The sequence below is a fragment of the Nonomuraea sp. NPDC003560 genome, from assembly GCF_042878785.1.
Classification (GTDB): domain Bacteria; phylum Actinomycetota; class Actinomycetes; order Streptosporangiales; family Streptosporangiaceae; genus Nonomuraea.
Genome location: NZ_JBIAOF010000001.1, coordinates 1,141,310 through 1,157,656, shown reverse-complemented (window position 1 = coordinate 1,157,656; position 16,347 = coordinate 1,141,310). Strand labels below are relative to the sequence as shown.

15 protein-coding genes are annotated in these 16,347 nt (G+C 72.1%); 10 read left to right on the top strand and 5 right to left on the bottom strand.

The genetic code is table 11. The features are described 5' to 3' along the window. The first annotated feature begins 16 nt into the window (after positions 1–16). The 5 genes from ACFYUV_RS05590 (at position 17) to ACFYUV_RS05570 (ending at position 6,094) form a co-directional block, all read left to right on the top strand. Positions 17–451, top strand: a complete 435-nt coding sequence (locus ACFYUV_RS05590; RefSeq protein WP_387665192.1) for a winged helix-turn-helix transcriptional regulator — start codon at positions 17–19, stop codon at positions 449–451. A gap of 113 nt (positions 452–564) precedes the next feature. Then, the gene (locus tag ACFYUV_RS05585) at positions 565–1,224 is read left to right on the top strand and encodes a sensor domain-containing protein (protein ID WP_387665190.1); all 660 of its coding nucleotides are present in this window, start codon (positions 565–567) and stop codon (positions 1,222–1,224) included. 56 nt (positions 1,225–1,280) lie between these two features. Beyond that, positions 1,281–2,297, top strand: coding sequence for an endonuclease domain-containing protein (locus ACFYUV_RS05580; protein WP_387665187.1), 1,017 nt, complete (start codon positions 1,281–1,283; stop codon positions 2,295–2,297). Positions 2,298–2,300: 3 nt separating this feature from the next. Further along, the gene (locus ACFYUV_RS05575) at positions 2,301–2,936 is read left to right on the top strand and encodes a hypothetical protein (RefSeq protein ID WP_387665185.1); all 636 of its coding nucleotides are present in this window, start codon (positions 2,301–2,303) and stop codon (positions 2,934–2,936) included. Next, positions 2,918–6,094 (top strand): helicase HerA domain-containing protein, encoded by a 3,177-nt coding sequence (locus ACFYUV_RS05570; RefSeq protein ID WP_387665182.1) that lies wholly within the window; start codon positions 2,918–2,920, stop codon positions 6,092–6,094. Before ACFYUV_RS05575 ends, ACFYUV_RS05570 begins: the two co-directional genes overlap by 19 nt. Before the next feature lie 57 nt (positions 6,095–6,151). Here ACFYUV_RS05570 and ACFYUV_RS05565 read toward each other — a convergent pair whose 3' ends face one another. The 4 genes from ACFYUV_RS05565 to ACFYUV_RS05550 form a co-directional block, all read right to left on the bottom strand. Next, on the bottom strand, positions 6,152–7,240 hold the full coding sequence (locus tag ACFYUV_RS05565; RefSeq protein WP_387665179.1) for a hypothetical protein: 1,089 nt from the start codon (positions 7,238–7,240) through the stop codon (positions 6,152–6,154). Continuing rightward, positions 7,237–8,286, bottom strand: coding sequence for a TOMM precursor leader peptide-binding protein (locus ACFYUV_RS05560; protein WP_387665176.1), 1,050 nt, complete (start codon positions 8,284–8,286; stop codon positions 7,237–7,239). The genes ACFYUV_RS05565 and ACFYUV_RS05560 overlap by 4 nt, the downstream gene beginning before the upstream one ends. 228 nt (positions 8,287–8,514) lie before the next feature. Further along, positions 8,515–9,084 carry a dienelactone hydrolase family protein gene (locus ACFYUV_RS05555; RefSeq protein ID WP_387665173.1) on the bottom strand — a complete coding sequence of 190 codons (570 nt, stop codon included), beginning with the start codon at positions 9,082–9,084 and terminating at the stop codon, positions 8,515–8,517. A 125-nt stretch (positions 9,085–9,209) separates the two neighbouring features. Continuing rightward, positions 9,210–10,871 carry an endo-1,4-beta-xylanase gene (locus ACFYUV_RS05550; protein WP_387665170.1) on the bottom strand — a complete coding sequence of 554 codons (1,662 nt, stop codon included), beginning with the start codon at positions 10,869–10,871 and terminating at the stop codon, positions 9,210–9,212. 262 nt (positions 10,872–11,133) lie between these two features. Between ACFYUV_RS05550 and ACFYUV_RS05545 the strand changes: the two genes are divergently transcribed. The 4 genes from ACFYUV_RS05545 (at position 11,134) to ACFYUV_RS05530 (ending at position 15,355) form a co-directional block, all read left to right on the top strand. After that, positions 11,134–12,795 (top strand): class I adenylate-forming enzyme family protein, encoded by a 1,662-nt coding sequence (locus tag ACFYUV_RS05545; protein ID WP_387665167.1) that lies wholly within the window; start codon positions 11,134–11,136, stop codon positions 12,793–12,795. Positions 12,796–13,108: 313 nt separating this feature from the next. Then, a complete protein-coding gene (locus tag ACFYUV_RS05540; protein ID WP_387665165.1) occupies positions 13,109–13,513 on the top strand; it encodes a hypothetical protein in 405 nt (134 codons plus the stop codon). 79 nt (positions 13,514–13,592) lie between these two features. Then, positions 13,593–13,952 carry a nuclear transport factor 2 family protein gene (locus ACFYUV_RS05535; RefSeq protein ID WP_387665162.1) on the top strand — a complete coding sequence of 120 codons (360 nt, stop codon included), beginning with the start codon at positions 13,593–13,595 and terminating at the stop codon, positions 13,950–13,952. Positions 13,953–14,047: 95 nt separating this feature from the next. Continuing rightward, positions 14,048–15,355, top strand: a complete 1,308-nt coding sequence (locus ACFYUV_RS05530) for an MFS transporter (RefSeq protein WP_387665159.1) — start codon at positions 14,048–14,050, stop codon at positions 15,353–15,355. A 38-nt stretch (positions 15,356–15,393) separates the two neighbouring features. Here ACFYUV_RS05530 and ACFYUV_RS05525 read toward each other — a convergent pair whose 3' ends face one another. Next, a complete protein-coding gene (locus ACFYUV_RS05525; RefSeq protein WP_358285799.1) occupies positions 15,394–15,627 on the bottom strand; it encodes a hypothetical protein in 234 nt (77 codons plus the stop codon). 80 nt (positions 15,628–15,707) lie between these two features. Here ACFYUV_RS05525 and ACFYUV_RS05520 point away from each other — a divergent pair, with 80 nt between their 5' ends. Further along, positions 15,708–16,316: a Uma2 family endonuclease gene (locus ACFYUV_RS05520; protein ID WP_387665156.1), complete on the top strand. Its 609-nt coding sequence runs from the start codon at positions 15,708–15,710 to the stop codon at positions 16,314–16,316. Positions 16,317–16,347: the final 31 nt, after the last annotated feature.

The following is a 16,347-nucleotide window of genomic DNA, read 5'->3' as shown; positions in this document are numbered from 1 at the left end:
CCTGAGCGGAGGGCCCTTGTCCCGCCCGAGAGAGTGCTCGATCGCCAACGCGCTGGCCGTCGTGGGCGAGCGGTGGAGCCTGCTGGCGATGCGCGAGATCATGCTCGGGGTGCGCCGCTTCGACCAGATCGCCCGCAACACCGGCGCCAGCCGCGACATCCTCACCGCCCGGCTGCGCAAGCTGGTCGAGGTGGGCCTGCTGGAGCGGGTGCCGTACGAGCGGCACCCGCCGCGCCACGAGTACGTCCTCACCGAGTCGGGCCAGGCCTTGCACACAGTCCTGCTCGCCCTGATGGACTGGGGCGACCGGTACGTCACCGAGGGCGAGCCGCCCACCGTGTGGCGCCACTCGTGCGGCGAGCCCCTGGAGCCGCTCACGGTGTGCGCGCACTGCCGGGAGCCGGTGCGTCCGCAGGAGCTGACCGTGATCCGGGTGGACCAGCCGCTGTAGCGGGGACCGTTTCCCCAGGGGTCCGCCGGGAGGCGTGGTAGGGCCTGCCCTACCACGTAGTGGCCCGCCGCCAGGATCGAGCGCTCCCTTGCCGGGCCCGTAGCGTCGTAGCCATGACAACCCTCCGGCACCGCGTCGCCACCGACACCCGGTACACCCTGCTCGGCCTCCCCGCGGCCGCCGCCTCCTTCACCCTCGCCGTCGCCGGAGTCTCGGCCGGTCTCGGCTCGGCGGTCGTGTTCGTCGGGCTGCCCGTCCTGGCCGCCACCGCCGCCATGGCCCGCCACTTCGCCGACCTGGAGCGCGCCGCGCTCCCCGGAGTGCTCGGCCACCCGATCGCCCGCCCCCGCTACGCGCAGACCCCCGCGGGGGCGGGTTCCTTCCGCCGCATGATGAACCCGCTGGCCTCCGGCCAGGCGGCGATGGACCTGCTGCACGCGATCATCACCTTCCCGGTCTCGCTGGCCGCCGCCGTCGTGAGCGCGGTGTGGTGGGCGGGCGCGCTGCTCGGCCTGACCTTCCCGGTCTACGGCTGGGCGATCGCCGCGATCCCCGGCGTGGACGGCGGCCTGCCCGCCCTGCTCGGCCTCGGCACCGGAACCGTGCCGTTCGTGGTGTTCAACACGGCGGTGGGCCTGCTGTTCGCGCTCACTCTCGTCCCGGTGGTGCGGACGGCGGCCCTGGTGAAGGCGAGCGTGTCCCAGGCCCTGCTGACCCGCGCGCACGTCCCGTCCGTGGAGGCTGCGTCCCCGGTCTGGGTGACAGCGCGCTGAGGACGGGGTTACCCTCCCAAGTGCCGACGTTTCCGATCTTGTGAGGGCAGGAAGCCGTGCCGTCGTGGGCAGAGCTGCCGATCGGCCAGGTGGTACGGCTCGACGCCGACCCCGACGCCGTGGCGCCGGCCCTCGATCCCCTGCCGGACGACGCCCCGGCCGTCGTCACCTACTTCGCCGCCGAGGAACGTTCCGTCGCCGACCTGGCCGCCTCCGTCCTGCGTGAGCTGGACAAGGCGGCCATCGCGCTGTTCCCGGCCTGGTTACCGGGGGCCGAGGGCATCGAGGGCCCGTCCGGGGTGAACGTGGCCGCGGTCCAGGCGCTGGCCCTGCGCAGGGCCTCGGTGACCGGCCACTTCGGGCCGTTCCTCGCCGAGCTGGCCCGGCGGGCGCTGACGGGCGCACCCAGCGCTCTGGCGCCGGAGGTCCGGGCGGCGGGGCTGGTCAGGGTGCTGGCCGACAGCTTCGGCCGGGCCCGGCTGGCGGTCCTGGTACGGGTGCCGGACGGGCTCGGCGCGGCGGCACGGGAAGTGCTGGTCGCCGGGTGCGAGTGGCTGGCGCACCGGGGCCGGGCCGGCGTCTGGCTGGCGGGCGCGCCGCTGCACGACGACCGCGTGCGGACGATCGCCACCCCGCTCCCCGCAGCCGTTGGCGACGCCCGCGAAGCCGTCCCGGTTCCCGCGACCGCCGATCGGGCGCCCGCCGTCGCGTATCCGCCGGTGGCGGGCAGGCCGCATCCGGGCAGCGCGAGCGAGCGGGCGCTGGAGGCCGCCCTGTCCGCGCGGGCGTGGGCCGGGGGCCGGGCCTGGAACCAGACGTACCGGCCGGGTCCGCTGGCCGTGCCGATCCGGGTGGACCTGCTCTGGGAGCGGGAGCGGTGCGTCGTGGAGATCGACGGTCCCGACCACCGGGCGCCGGCCAAGTTCGCCGCGGACCGGCAGCGGGACGTGCTCCTCCAACTCGACGGTTACGCCGTGCTGCGCTTTCCCGATGCTCAGGTGATGACTGACATGGACACCGTCGTCCGTCAGATCGGCCAGTTTCTGCGGAACCGCCGCAGAGCGGAAGGATGAGATATGCCGGACAAAGGGCTGACCCTGCCCGAGTTCACTGCCCTGCTGGTGCTGGCCGTCGAAGCCCGCGAGGTCTCCAACAGCGAGCTCAAGGAGCACTACAGGCTGACCATCGACGGTCAGCGGCGGCTGAAGCTGAACGACCTGAAGCTGGTCGAGAGCCACCGGCCCAGGGGCGGCCGCGCCTTCGTGCACGTGCTCACCGACTCCGGGTGGGCCAGGCTGGCCGAGGACCTGCGGGCGGGGGCGATCCCGCCGCAGACCGGCTCGTCGGGGGCCATCGCGCGGGCCCTGCTCGAATGGCTGCCCCGGTTCATGCGGCGCACCGACCAGCGGCTGTCGGAGATCTTCCAGCCGGAGCCGGACGTCGTTCCCGCCGGTCTGGAGTCCCGCATCCGGGCCGCGTACGCCGAGCTGGCCGCCGCGCCCGGCTCGTGGGTGAGCCTGACCCCGCTCCGGCGGCTGCTCCCCGCCGTGCCGAAGCACGAGGTGGACGAGGCGCTCGTCCTGATGGAACGCCTCCCGGACGTGAACCTGGTCCCGGAGTCGAACCAGAAGACGCTCACGCCCGAGGACCGCGAAGCGGCGGTGATCATAGGCGGGCAGGACAAGCATCTGCTGTGGATCGGCGAGCTGTGAGCGGCGGCGGCATCGCGGACCTGGCCGCGCTGACGTTCAACTACACCGAGGGCGCCGACGACGTGTGGCGCCGCTCCCCCTTCCACGTCGAGGGCCTGCACGGCGCGTCGACGAAGATCCTCCTCGACGGGCTGGCCGAGGCCGCCCACCGGCCGGAGAGCAGCCCCATCGGCGTGGTCGTGCAGGGCCAGCGCGGCACCGGCAAGACCCACCTGCTCGGCTGGCTGCGCGAACGCGCCCAGCGCGAGGACGGCTACTTCGTCCTGGTCGGCCTGCTGGACGCCAAGGGGTTCTGGGAGAGCATCGTGGTCTCCCTGCTGGACAGCCTCTCCCGGCCCCGCCACGACGGGCAGACGCAGCTCACCGTGCTCCTGGACCGCCTGGCCATCATGGCGGGGCTGTCCCGCATGGCCCGCCGCTCGATCACCGGCAAGCGCGGCCTCACCCGGGACGAGCTGGACGCCTTCGTCACCGCGTTCCGCCGCGTCGGGGGCCAGGTCGGCCGCGACAGCCAGGACGCCGCGCGCGCCCTGGTCCTGCTGGCCGGCGACGATCCGGGGCTGCAGGACCTCGGGGAGTCGTACCTGTCGTCGGCGCCCGAGGGCGAGCCGGGCGAGCGGGCCCGCTGGGGCATCCGGCAGCTCGGGCGCACGCCGCAGGAGATCGTCAGGGACCTCTCGCGGCTGATGGCGCTCACCGGCCCCACCGTCGTCGCGGTGGACCAGATCGACCCGCTCGTCGCCCAGTCCCGGGTCACCACCTCCGGCCGCGCCGGGCACGACCCGGCCGAACAGCTCATGATCGAGCGCATCGCGGGCGGCCTGATGGCGCTGCGCGAGGTCACCCGCCGGACGTTGACGGTGGTGACCTGCATCCCCGCCACGTGGGCGCTCATCGAGCAGGTCGCGGTCGACACCGTGCGCGACCGCTTCCGCCAGGCGGTCCCGCTCATGACCATCCCCGACGCGGCCACCGCCCGCTCCCTGGTCGCCACGCGCTTCGAGGTGCAGTACGGCGAGGCGGGCGTCAAGCCGCCTTACCCGACGTGGCCGGTCCGGCCGGAGGCGTTCGAACAGGCGCCCGGGATCACCCCGCGCGATCTGCTCATCCGGATCGACCGGCACGTCCGCGCCTGCCTGCTGGACGGCGAGGTCAGGGAGCTGACCGGGTTCGCGGCGGAGACGACGCCGCGTCCGCAGCCGCCCGCCCGCCCCGCCGACCACGCCCGTCCCGCCGACCACGCCGGCCCTGTCGCGCCGGCCGGCGCCGCCGATCTCGCCGCGCTCGACGCCCGCTTCGCCGAGCTGCTGGCGGCCGCGCGGGCTCCGGTGATCGACCAGGCCAGTGAGGACACCGCGATGCCCGCGCTGCTGGCCGCCGGCCTGTCCGCGTGGATCGCCGAGCAGGGTGAGGCCGCCCGGGCCTTCAGCCTGGACCCGCCGCCGAGCGCCAAGCCCCCGCTGCACGCCCGGCTGCGCCGCACGCTCGACGAGAGCAGGGAGGACGAGGTCCACTGGGCCTTCCGCGCGGTCAGCGCGACGCACGGCAACGCGGCGCTGAACCGCCTCCGCAAGGCGTGCGTGGCGGCCGGACTCGACGCGGAGGTGCCCAAACGGCGGTTGTTCCTGCTGCGCGACACCCCGTGGTCGCCAGGGCCGGCGACGCGGGAGGCGATCGCGGCGTTCGAGCGGGCGGGCGGCAGGACGCTGCGGATGAGCCGCCAGGACCTGCTGGTCCTGGCCGCGCTGCGGTCCCTGGTCGCGGAGAGCCCGCCGGAGCTGGCCGCCTGGCTCGCCGCGCGGCGGCCGACGTCCGGGATCGGCTTCCTCACCGAGGCATTGGCCGACGCGTGGAGCGTTCCCGCCGTACCGGCCCCCGGGATCCCCGTCGCGGCGCGGAGCCAGGACGGCGACGCCCAGGACCACTCCCTGACGATCGGGCGGCGGATCGCGGACGGCGAGCCGGTGCGGATCGCGCTGGAGGCGCTGCGCAAGCACACCGCGATCTTCGCCGGTTCCGGCTCGGGCAAGACCGTGCTGATCAGGCGGCTGGTCGAGGAGTGCGCGCTGCGCGGCGTCTCCTCGATCGTGCTGGACCCGAACAACGACCTGGCCCGGCTGGACGAGCCGTGGCCCGAGCCGCCGCGCACGTGGGCGGAGGGCGACGCCCGCCGCGCCGAGGAGTACCTGGCGGCCACCGAGGTCACCGTCTGGACGCCGGGACGGACGGGCGGACGCCCGCTGACCTTCCAGCCGCTGCCCGACCTGGCGAGCCTGGCCGGCGACCCCGACGAGTTCGCCGAGGCGGTCGAGGCCGCGGTCGCCTTCATCGTGCCGCGGGTCAGGCTGGACGCCAACACCGAGAAGGCGCTGCGCGGGCAGGCCGTGCTCAGGCGGGCCCTGGCCGCCTACGGAGGTGGCGGCGCGACCAGTCTGAGAGGGTTCGCGGCGTACCTGGCCGACCTGCCCGACGGGGTGAGCGAGCTGGCCAGCGCCCGGCGCATCGCGGCCGACCTGTCCCAGTCGCTGACCGCGGCGATGGACAACGACCCGCTGTTCGGCGGGGCCGGCGAGCCGGTCGATCCCGGGTTGCTGGTGACGCCGCCGCCGGGCCGGCGGGCCCGCGTCTCGGTGATCAGCCTGGCCGGGCTGCCGGGCCTGGAGCAGCGGCAGAGCTTCGTCAGTCGGCTGCAGATGGAGCTGTTCGTCTGGTTCAAGCGGCACCCCGCCCAGGACCGTCCGCTGGGCGCGCTGTTCGTCATGGACGAGGCGCAGACGTTCGCCCCCGCGGCGGGCGGCGCGTCGGTCTCCACCCGCAGCACGGTGCTGCTCGCCTCCCAGGCCCGCAAGTACGGCCTGGGCCTGGTCTTCGCCACGCAGGCGCCCAAGGGGCTGCACAACCAGATCCCCGGCAACTGCGCCACGCAGTTCTTCGGCCTGCTGAACGCGCCGGTCCAGATCAGCGCGGCCAGGGAGATGGCCCAGTTCAAGGGCGGCGGCGACGTGCCGGACATCTCCCGGCTGGGCGCTGGCGAGTTCTACGTGGCCGGTGAGGGCGGCGGGTTCGCCAAGGCGCGCGTGCCCATGTGCCTGACGCACCACCCGAAGGCGCCGCTCACCACGGAGGAGGTCGTCGCCAGGAGCCGCGGGGGCGCCTGATCGCCACGGTCCCGGCCGCGGAGGGGGCGGCCGGGACCGCGCCCTACGTCAGCCGTCTCAGGAGGACGGGCGAGCCATACTGCGGGTGGAGGCGAGCAGGCGGCGGCCCAGGACGGCCAGGTAGAGCGCCCAGCCGGCGCCGACCACGGCCAGGGCGGCCACCGGCTGCCAGCCCGGCAGCTCCTCGACGGCCCGGCGGCACACGGCGACCGTCACCGGGACCGTGTAGAGCGCGAAGAAGGCCAGCCCGAGCACCCGCCCTGCCACGAGGAACCAGGCGTACACCCGGACGCCGCGCGGCGCCGTACGGGTGCGCCGCGCCCGCAGGTACGCCTGCGCGTCGGCCATGAGGTTCTTGTTGCCGCCGGCGTTGGCGATGGCGTAGTAGACGTCGGTGCGCATGAAGAACAGGAACTGCCAGGCGATCTGCGACAGGCAGATGACCACCACCAGCCGCACCACGGGCAGGTCGGCGGCGTACAGGACGCAGGTCCCGGCGCAGGCGAGGAACCAGTCCACCCGCATGCCCGCCAGGTGGGCGCGGTAGCGGGCGCGCCTGGGCACGCCCCAGATGCCGGTGATCCTGGTCTGCACGACGAGGAACTGCAGGCGGGTGCCGAGCGACAGCTCGGCCCGCACGCCGAGCGACCGGGCCGCGGCGATGTGGCCGAGCTCGTGGACCAGCACCAGCAGCCAGGAGCCCGCGGCGAAGGCGACGGTGAAGGTGAGGCTGTCCGACCAGACCAGCGAGGAGAACGACGGCAGCACGCCGGGCCTGGCGACCGCCGCGGCCAGGGCGCACACGGTCAGCGCGGCCAGCACGGCGTGCGCCGGGCGGGAGAACAGCCAGGCCACGTGGCCGGGCCTGATCCGGTCCCACAGGTTGGGCGGACGCCGGGGCCGGTCGAGCAGCCCGGCCGCGCCGAGCCCGGTCACGAACTCGGCGACGTCCACGTCCAGACCGCTTTCGGCCAGCACCAGGGCGCGGGCCTCGGCGGCCGTCCTGGTGCCGTCGAGCGCCTCGACCACGGCCGCCGCCACGCCGGGCACGTTGACGAACGTCTCGCCGTTGCCGATGACGTAGTCGTCCGGGCCGTCGGCCACCACGCTGAGGAACGACAGGTCCGTCAGCGGCTCGGCCTTCACCCGCACACCTCGCAGCCGTCGCGGCGGTCGAAGTCGTAGGCCGTGGTGGTCAGCGTGAGCAGGTCGAGCCAGAGGCTGCGGCCCTCGACGGCGGGGTCCCCGGTGCCGGTCAGGAAGCGGATCACCTCGGACGCGAGCATGCCCGACACGATCCCGCACAACGGCCCGAACGACGGGATGGCCCGTCCTGGGTTGTCGTTGGCCGGCAGGACGGTGGAGCCGTACCGCGCGGCCAGGGCGGCCTCCTGGCAGGCCAGGCAGCCGGTCTTGCCGGGCACGACCAGCGGGCCGAGCAGGCCGACGTGCTGATTGAAGCCGCCGGTGACGAACGGCGTGCCGGCCCGCACGCAGGCCTGGTTGACCCAGCGGCGGATGTGCGGCTGCGGGGTGTCGACGGTGTTGACCACGAGGTCGGCGTCGGTGACGACGTCGGCGGGTCCGGTGATGCGCCGCTCGACGCGCGTGACGCGGACGTCCGGGCAGTGCTCGCGCAGCCGGCGGGCGGCCGCGGCCGTCTTGGGCTCGCCGAGGTCGCGGACGGTGTAGAGGTGCTGGCGGTGCAGGTTGCCGATCTCGACGCGGTCGTCGTCGAGCAGGGTCAGGCGGCCGACGCCGGAGGTGGCGAGGTGCAGGGCGACCTGGCCGCCGATCGCGCCGGCGCCGAGCACCGCCACGTGCCGGCCGGCGAGGTCACCGAGCACGGCCACGGCCCGGTCGGCCGGCTGGAACATGGCCATGAACAGCGCGAACCTGGACAGTCTGGCGTCGGCGGCGAGCGTGACCAGCTCGGCGTCGGTGACCAGGAAGCGGGCCGCGCGCAGCTGTTCGACGGCCGAGTCGATCTCGGCGGGGGTGAGGTCGTCGAGGAGGTCGTACAGGTCGGACTGCTCGACGGGGGTCTCGGCGCACAGGCGCAGCAGGCGGCGCAGGGGTGGCGGCGCCGGGTCGAGGATCTGGCCGGTCGGGGGGAAGTCGCCGAGCCGTACGCGCCCGCGGGCGTCGTCGATGAACAGGGGGAAGACCGGATTCACCTGAATCCTGGGCATGAAGGCGGCTCCCGGGCGAGTGAGGGCCTCCCGCGGGGTCGGGCCGCGTCGCGGGAGGCCCGAAGAGGTCAGCAGCTGTTGCTGTTTCCGGTGGTCTCGACTTCTTCGACCTTCTTGATCTCGATCGTCATGAGCGATCCTTCCGTCGATCTTGATGGGCCGATGAGATCATAAAGTAAAGATCGCCCCTTTTGATAGACCCAAGTACGAAATATCCGCGAAATCGTCTTATATCCGCGCAATAAAGTCGCGGGATCGTTTCCACATAAGCGCCGCCGACTCTTCGGAGTATCCGGGAAGATCGGGATCGGCGAACAAGTGCACATTTCCCGGATAAATGAAGCACTCGAATAACGGCCCGAGCTCCGTCCGCAGGCTGCGGACGTCACCGGCGTCCACCCACGGGTCGCCCTCCGCGTAGTGGAGCTGCACCGGCACCGAGACCGGCCACCCCTGCGCGCTCACCTCGGCCACGGCCGCGCAGCCGTGGTAGAGCAGCAGCCCCCGGGCCAGCGGGTGCGTGGCGGCCAGGAGCTGGGCCCCGAACCCGCCCAGCGAGAACCCGGCGAACACGACCGGCCCGCGCACCTGCGCGGCGATCTCCCGCCAGCGGCGCGCGAGCTCGTCGAAGCCGATCGCGTCCCGTTTGCGCAGTCCGGATTCGAGGTCGTCGAAGACCTCGCCGTCGTAGTAGTCGGGCGTGCGCACGACGTGCCCGCCCGCGCGAAGCGCCTCCGCGGCCCCTATTACCCCCGGTCGCAGGCCCTGTGCGGAGTGCAACAGGATGATCTCTGCCATGTGCACTGTGTACCACCGCGCGCAGGCCCCACCAAGGGCCCCGTTCGGGCACCCTCCCGCGCCCCCGCCGCGCCGGCCCGCGGGTCCCCGGGCGGTGGCCATGTCCGCCCGGGGAGGTCGCGCGGTCAGGCGCAGGTGTAGGCGGACGGCGTCGCGGTGTCGCCGCCCGGCCTGCTGACCTGGAACCCGAAACTGGTGCTCGCGCCGGGCGCGAGCGTGCCGTTGTACCCGGCGTTCCTGGCGGTGACGCTCTGCCCGCTGACGGTGACGGCGGCGTTCCAGGAGCCGGTCAGGGTGTGCCCGGCGGGCAGGGTGAAGGTGACCGTCCAGCCGTTGATCTGGGACGTGCGGGTGTTGGTGACGGTCACGGGCTGGATGACGTACCCGCCGCTCCACTGGGTCTGCACGGTGCCCGCGGCGGTGCAGCCGCCTCCGCCGCCCCCGGTGAGGGTGGTGAAGGTGACCGACGGGGACTCGCCGGACAGGTTGCCCGCGCCGTCGCGCGCCCGCACGTAGACCTGGTACTGGGTGTCCGCGGTCAGGCCGGTCAGGTTGATGCTGTTGCCGGTGGACTGGCCGAGCCGGGTGTCGGTGCTGCCCTGCTCGCGGTAGACGTCGTAGCCGGCCAGGCCGCTGCCGCCGGTGTCGGTGGAGGCGGCCCAGCTGAGGGTGGCCGAGCTCGCGGTGACGTTGGCCGCCGTGGGGGCGCCCGGCGTGCTGGGCGGGGTGGTGTCGGTGCCGGCGCCGCCGGCCAGGGCGTCGTGCACGGCGGTGTACGACGGCTTCTGCTGGTAGCTCTCGTTGTAGATCAGCGCGGCGCCCTGGCCGGGGAAGGTGTCGGGCACCCAGGAGTACTTGTCGGTGAAGCCCCAGATCGTGACGCCCTGGCAGGCGGTCACCGCGAGGCAGGCGTTGACGACGTTGCGGTAGTAGGTGGCCTGGGTGGCGTCCTTGCCGGCGTCCCTGGGGGTCTGCATGCGCACGTCCAGCTCGGTGATCCGGACCTGGACGCCGAGGGCGGCGAAGCGCTGCAGGTTCTGCTGGAAGTCGCCGGGGAAGCCGTACTGGATGGCCAGGTGGGACTGGAAGCCGACGCAGTCGATCGGCACGCCCTGCTGGCGCAGCGAGGAGACCAGGTTGTAGATCGCCGTGCTCTTGGCGTTGATGCCCTCGGTGTTGTAGTCGTTGATGCACAGCTTGGCGTCGGGGTCGGCGGCGCGCGCGGCGCGGAAGGCGTCGGCGATGTAGCCCGAGCCCAGCGTGTTGTACCAGAACGACGTGCGCAGGTTGCCGTTGTCCTCGAAGACCTCGTTGACCACGTCCCAGGAGACGACGGCCGGGTTGTCGGCGAAGTGGCCGACGACGTTGGCGATGTGGTTCTGCATGGCCGCGCGCATCGCGGTCGCGCTCAGCCCCTGCACCCAGCCCGGCGTCTGGTTGTGCCACACGAGGGTGTGGCCGTGCACCTGCTGGTCGTTCTGGGCGGCGAAGGCGACGATCGCGTCGGCGCCTGAGTAGTTGAACTGGCCCTGGCTGGGCTCGGTGGCGTCCCACTTCATCGCGTTCTCCGGGGTGACCTGGCTGAACTCGGTCGCCGCGATGGTGCGGTAGGAGGTCTCGCCGGACAGCGGGGTGGTGGCGAGCGCCGTGCCGATGAACTTGCCCTTGGCGGACGCGTGCGTGCGCAGGGGCGCCGAGGCGTCGGCCGCGGTGGCGGGGAGGAGGAATGCTGCGAGAATCCCCAGCAGCGCGAGGACTCTGACGGACAGGGACGAGAGCACGGGCATCTACCTCCGGAGGCAGGCACTCGATTCCGAAATCTTTCGATCCCCAGCGGATCGCATCGCAGACGGTATTGACATGCAAGGGGACGGTCAATGCCGATCGCGCGCCGCCGCCAAAAGAGCAGTTGGCAAGCGAAAAATATCGGCTTCTATATGAAACTTTCACGGACACCTGTCGCCAGGGTTTTGGCTGCTCTAGCGCGACGTACCTACCGGTCGGTACTGTGAAAGTCCAGAAGAATCGTCTGATGCGGGAGTTCTGCGCATGTCCCTTTCGCACGCCCAGGTCCAAGCCCAGCTCACCGGCCCCGGCCAGCTTTTCGAGACCGAGGAGATCGGCGACACCGGGGTACGCACGTGGAAGCACGCGCCGGCACACTTCCGTGCCTTGCTGGAGACCAGCAGGTTCCACGGCGAGCAGGTCTTCCTGGCCTACGAGGACGAGCACATCACCTTCGAGGAGCACTTCCGCCGCGCCGCCACCCTCGCCCGCCGCCTGGTCGAGGAGTACGGCGTCACCAAGGGCGACCGCGTCGCCATCGCCATGCGCAACTACCCGGAATGGGTCGTCTCGTTCTCTGCGGCGCTGGCCGCCGGAGCCATCGCCGTACCGCTGAACGCCTGGTGGACGGAGGCCGAGCTGGCCTACGGCGTGCGCGACTCGGGGGCCAAGGTGCTGATCGCCGACGGCGAGCGGGCGGTCAGGCTGGCCTCCACGGGCGTGCCGATGATCGTGACCAGGGGCGAGGCGCCCGAGGGTGCGCGGTCGTTCGGCGACGTGCTGGGCGAGGTCACCGCCGACGTGCGGCTGCCCGACGTCGAGCTGTCCCCCGAGGACCCGGCGACGATCTTCTACACCTCCGGCACCACCGGCCGGCCCAAGGGCGCGCTGGGCAGCCACCGCAACCTCGGCCAGTCCCCCATGACCGTGGCCTACGGCCTCGTCCGCTCGGTCACCATGGCCGGCAAGGACGCGGGCGCGGCGGCGAGCGTGCGCCGGGTGACGCTGCTGACCGTGCCGCTGTTCCACGTCACCGGCTGCTTCTCCGCCATGATCACCTCGATGTTCACCGGCGGCGGCGTGGTGCTCATGTACAAGTGGGACCCCGAGCAGGCGCTGCGGCTGATCGAGCGGGAACGCGTCACCACGATGATCGGCGTGCCGACCAACGCCTGGCAGCTCATGTCGCACCCCGACTTCGGCAAGTACGACCTGTCGTCGCTGACCACCCTCGGCTACGGCGGCGCCCCCGCCCCGCCCAAGCTGCTGGAGCGCATCACCACGAACCTGCCCGACCGCGCCCCCTCCAACGGCTACGGCATGACCGAGACGACCGCCCTGGCCATCGGCAACGGCGGCGCCGAGTACCACGCCAGGCCCGACAGCATCGGCATGCCCTCGGCCGTCGTGGACGTGCGCGTGGTGGACCCCATGGGCGCCGAGCTGCCCGCGGGCGAGGTGGGCGAGCTGTGCGTCCGCGGCCCGAACGTGATCATGGGCTACTGGAACCAGCCCGAGGCCACGGCGCAGACGTTCGTGGACGGCTGGCTGCACACCGGCGACCTGGCCAGGATCGACGAGGAGGGCTTCGTCTACATCGTGGACCGCGCCAAGGACATGGTGATCAGGGGCGGCGAGAACGTCTACTGCGCCGAGGTCGAGGCCGCCCTGTTCGAGCACCCGGCGGTGGACGACGTGGCGGTGATCGGCGTCCCGCACGACGAGCTGGGCGAGGAGGTCGGCGCCGTGGTCCGGCCGGCGGCGGGCCGATCGGTCACGGCCGAGGAGCTGCGCTCGTTCCTGGCGGACCGGATCGCCAAGTTCAAGATCCCGGCGCACGTGTGGTTCCGCGAGGGCGAGCTGCCCCGCAACCCCGGCGGCAAGATCCTCAAGACCCACCTGCGCCGCGAGGTCCTCGGCTCCTGACCCCTCGGCAGACCCCGCACAACCGGAACGCCACTCCCGGACCCCGCTTCCGGGACGCGACCCGCTCCCGGGCTCCGCACTCACGGCCCCCGCCCACTCCCGGACGCCACACTCCCGACCCCGGCTTCCGGGACCCGCACCCTCCTGAAACCCCTCCGGGGCGCCTCCGCAAGGGGGCGCCCCGTTCTTTTTCTCCGGAGAACCCGCAGGTCGGCGGCCGGTTCGCGGACTTCATTACCTGGCGCGTAATCGCGGCCCCTACGCCCCGGCTGACATCGTTCAAGTGTCGCAACCAGCACTTGAAGGAGCCAAGATGACCGCCCTCACCGTCACCGCCGACCGGACCAGGTTCCTGCGCCTCGCTCTTGTTGCGGACGCCGTCGTCACCGGCGTCAACGGGCTGGTCTACCTGGCCCTGGCCGGCCCCGCGAGCGACCTGCTCGGCCCGGGCGCGGGCCTGCTGCGCGAGATCGGGATCTTCCTGCTCGTGTACGGCGCCGCCGTCGGCCTGCTGGCCTCCCGCCCCACGATCAACCCGGCCGCCGTCAAGGCCGTCATCGGCCTGAACATCGCCTGGACCCTGGGCAGCGTGGCCGCCGTCGTAACCGGCGCGCTCGACTTCAGCACGCTCGGCGCCGTCTGGGCCATCGCCCAGGCCCTGGTCGTGGCGCTGTTCGCGGAGCTGCAGATCACCGGCCTGCGCAAGGCCCGCCGCTGACACCTCTCCTGAGAACCGTTTCCGGAGAACCGTCTCCGGAGAACCGTTGGAAGAACTTCTGGAAGAAAGCGAGATCATCATGACCGCCGAACTCGTCGAGCGCTACATCGCCGCCTGGAACGAGACCGACGCCGACGCCCGCGCCAAGGCCGTCGCCGAGCTGTGGACCGAGGACGCGACCTACACCGACCCGATGGCCGACGTGGCCGGGCACGCCGGGATCGCCGCCGTGATCGAGGGCGCGCAGGGCATGTTCCCCGGCCTGGTGTTCACGCCGGGCGAGGTGTTCGACGCCCACCACCACATCGTCCGCTTCACCTGGCACCTGGGCCCGGCCGGCGAGGAGCCCCTGGCCGTCGGCTTCGACGTGGTCGAGCTGGCCGAGGACGGCCGGATCCGCAGGGTCCTCGGCTTCCTCGACAAGGTGCCCGCCGCCTGACACCCCTCCCGCCAAGGCCCCCGGTTCCCCCGGGGGCCTTCGCCGTGCCTAAATGATTTGCCCTCGTCGCGGACGTGGTCGGACAATCAGACTTCGTGCCCGCACCACTCATGCGCCTGCTCCGTCATCTCTCCCCCGACCTGGGCCCGCTGCGCGACTCCCGCGACTACCGCCTGCTGTTCGGCGCGGGCGTCGTCACCATGTTCGGCACGATGATCACCATGGTGGCGCTGCCGTACCAGATGAAGGAGCTGACCGGTTCCTACGTCGCGGTCGGGATGATGAGCCTGGCGGAGTTCGTGCCGATGGTGGTGTGCGGGCTGTGGGGCGGCGCGATCGCCGACGCGCTCGACCGCCGCCGGATCATCGTGCTGAGCGAGCTGGGCCTGCTGGTCACCACCGCCGCCCTCGTGGTCAACGCGATGCTCCCCCACCCGCAGGTCTGGGTCTTGTACGTGATGGGCGCCCTGTCCACCGGCATCGCCTGCCTCCAGCGTCCGAGCCTGGAGGCGGTGATGCAGCAGGTGGTCCGGCACGACCAGCAGGCCGCGGCGGCGGTGCTGAACAGCCTGCGCTGGAACGTCGGCGCGATCGTCGCCCCGGCGCTGGGCGGCCTGCTGCTGGTGCACCTCGGCACGCACGTCGCCTACGCCATCGACACGGCGACCTTCGTGCTCTCCCTGGCGCTGCTGTGGCGCATCAGGTCCCTGCCGCCCGTCGAGGACGCCGCGCCCGCCTCGCTCAGATCTCTGGTCGAGGGCGTGCGGTACGCCACCGGCCGCGGCGACCTCATGGGCACGTACCTGGTGGACATCGCGGCCATGGTGTTCGCCATGTCCAACGCGCTGTTCCCGTTCCTGGCCGACGAGCTGGGCTCGCCCGAGTCGCTCGGCCTGCTGTACTCCGCCGCCGCCGTGGGGGCCCTGGCCGCCTCGGTGACCGGCCGCTGGACGGCCCGCGTCCAGCGGCAGGGCCTCGGCGTGATCGTCGCGGCGGCGCTGTGGGGCGTGGCGATGACGCTGACCGCGCTGGCCCCGAGCGTGTGGCTGGTCTTCCTGTGCATCGCGCTGGCCGGCGCGGCCGACATGATCAGCGGCATCTTCCGTACGACGATGTGGAACCAGACCATCCCCCAGGAGCTGCGCGGGCGGCTGGCGGGCATCGAGCTGCTGTCGTACGCCAGCGGCCCGATGCTGGGCAACGCCCGCGCGAGCCTGATGGCCAACTTCGGCGGCACCCGGTTCTCTCTCGGCGCGGGCGGCCTGCTGTGCGTGGGCGCTGTCCTGGGCCTGGCCGCAGCCCTGCCCGGATTCCGCCGCTACGACGCCAGAACCGACGAACACGCGCTCGCCGAACGCGCCCGCCGCGTCGAGCAGTCATCCGACCACCCCACCCCGGCCTGACCGGCCGACCGCTCCGCCCCACCGGCGGGAGCGGGACCCTACTCCCGCTCCCGCCAGCCGTCGTACCGCTCCACCAGCTCATCCACCTGGCCGAGGGCCTGCTCGTCGAGCCCCTCCACGACGACGAGCCACTGGGCGTCCTCGGCATCGTCCTCACCGGCGAGCGTCTCCCGTACCACCCGCGGCACCCCGAGCCCCGGGAACCACTCCCCCAGCGTCTCGGCGACCTCCTCGGCATCCCCACGCTCGCCGAACACCAACAGCTCCCTCATGCCCCACATTCTCCCGCGAGTTGCACGCGTGTACGTTCGTTCACCGAGCGTGCACGGAATACATTGGTTAGCGTTGGACCATGACTGCCGAAGCGGTGATCCTCAAGATGGAGTCCTCTTCTTCACTCCCCGACTGGGCCTTCCCCCCGCCGCAGGGCTACGTCGCCGAAGACCTCGATCACATTCCGGATCTGCCTGCGCACACAGAGTTGATTGATGGAAGCTTGGTCTTCGTGAGCCCCCAGCGCGACTTCCATCACACAGTGATCTTCCAGCTGCATCTCCACCTGCGAGAGGCGGCCCCCGAAGGCTACCGACTTCGCCAGGAGATGAGCGTGAAACTGGGGCCCGAACAACGGCCTGAACCGGATCTCATCGTCCTGGGCCCCAACGCCGTCATTCAGCAAGACGTCACCTACTTCGAGGCCAAAGACGTCCTTCTCGCTGTCGAAGTCGTCGCTCCTGATTCGGTGGTCCGCGACAGGAAGCGCAAGCCCACTCTCTACGCCGAGGCAGGCATCCCCCACTTCTGGCGCATCGAAGAAGCCTCGGGCCTGCCGGTGGTCTACGTCTACGAGATCGACCCTGCCACCAACAGCTATGCCAACACCGGCGTCCACCACGACCGGCTCAAGCTGACCGTCCCGTTCGACATCGACATCGACCTCACGACGCTCTACACCACATGACAAAGGGGGCCGGTACGGCGATCCGTACCGG

Excerpts from the sequence above, each read along its gene's own strand:
- ACFYUV_RS05585 (WP_387665190.1), top strand. The coding sequence starts at position 565 with ATGACAACCCTCCGGCACCGCGTCGCCACCGACACCCGGTACACCCTG.
- ACFYUV_RS05575 (WP_387665185.1), top strand. The coding sequence starts at position 2,301 with ATGCCGGACAAAGGGCTGACCCTGCCCGAGTTCACTGCCCTGCTGGTG.
- ACFYUV_RS05560 (WP_387665176.1), bottom strand. The coding sequence starts at position 8,286 with ATGCCCAGGATTCAGGTGAATCCGGTCTTCCCCCTGTTCATCGACGAC.
- ACFYUV_RS05555 (WP_387665173.1), bottom strand. The coding sequence starts at position 9,084 with ATGGCAGAGATCATCCTGTTGCACTCCGCACAGGGCCTGCGACCGGGG.
- ACFYUV_RS05550 (WP_387665170.1), bottom strand. The coding sequence starts at position 10,871 with ATGCCCGTGCTCTCGTCCCTGTCCGTCAGAGTCCTCGCGCTGCTGGGG.
- ACFYUV_RS05545 (WP_387665167.1), top strand. The coding sequence starts at position 11,134 with ATGTCCCTTTCGCACGCCCAGGTCCAAGCCCAGCTCACCGGCCCCGGC.
- ACFYUV_RS05540 (WP_387665165.1), top strand. The coding sequence starts at position 13,109 with ATGACCGCCCTCACCGTCACCGCCGACCGGACCAGGTTCCTGCGCCTC.
- ACFYUV_RS05535 (WP_387665162.1), top strand. The coding sequence starts at position 13,593 with ATGACCGCCGAACTCGTCGAGCGCTACATCGCCGCCTGGAACGAGACC.
- ACFYUV_RS05525 (WP_358285799.1), bottom strand. The coding sequence starts at position 15,627 with ATGAGGGAGCTGTTGGTGTTCGGCGAGCGTGGGGATGCCGAGGAGGTC.
- ACFYUV_RS05520 (WP_387665156.1), top strand. The coding sequence starts at position 15,708 with ATGACTGCCGAAGCGGTGATCCTCAAGATGGAGTCCTCTTCTTCACTC.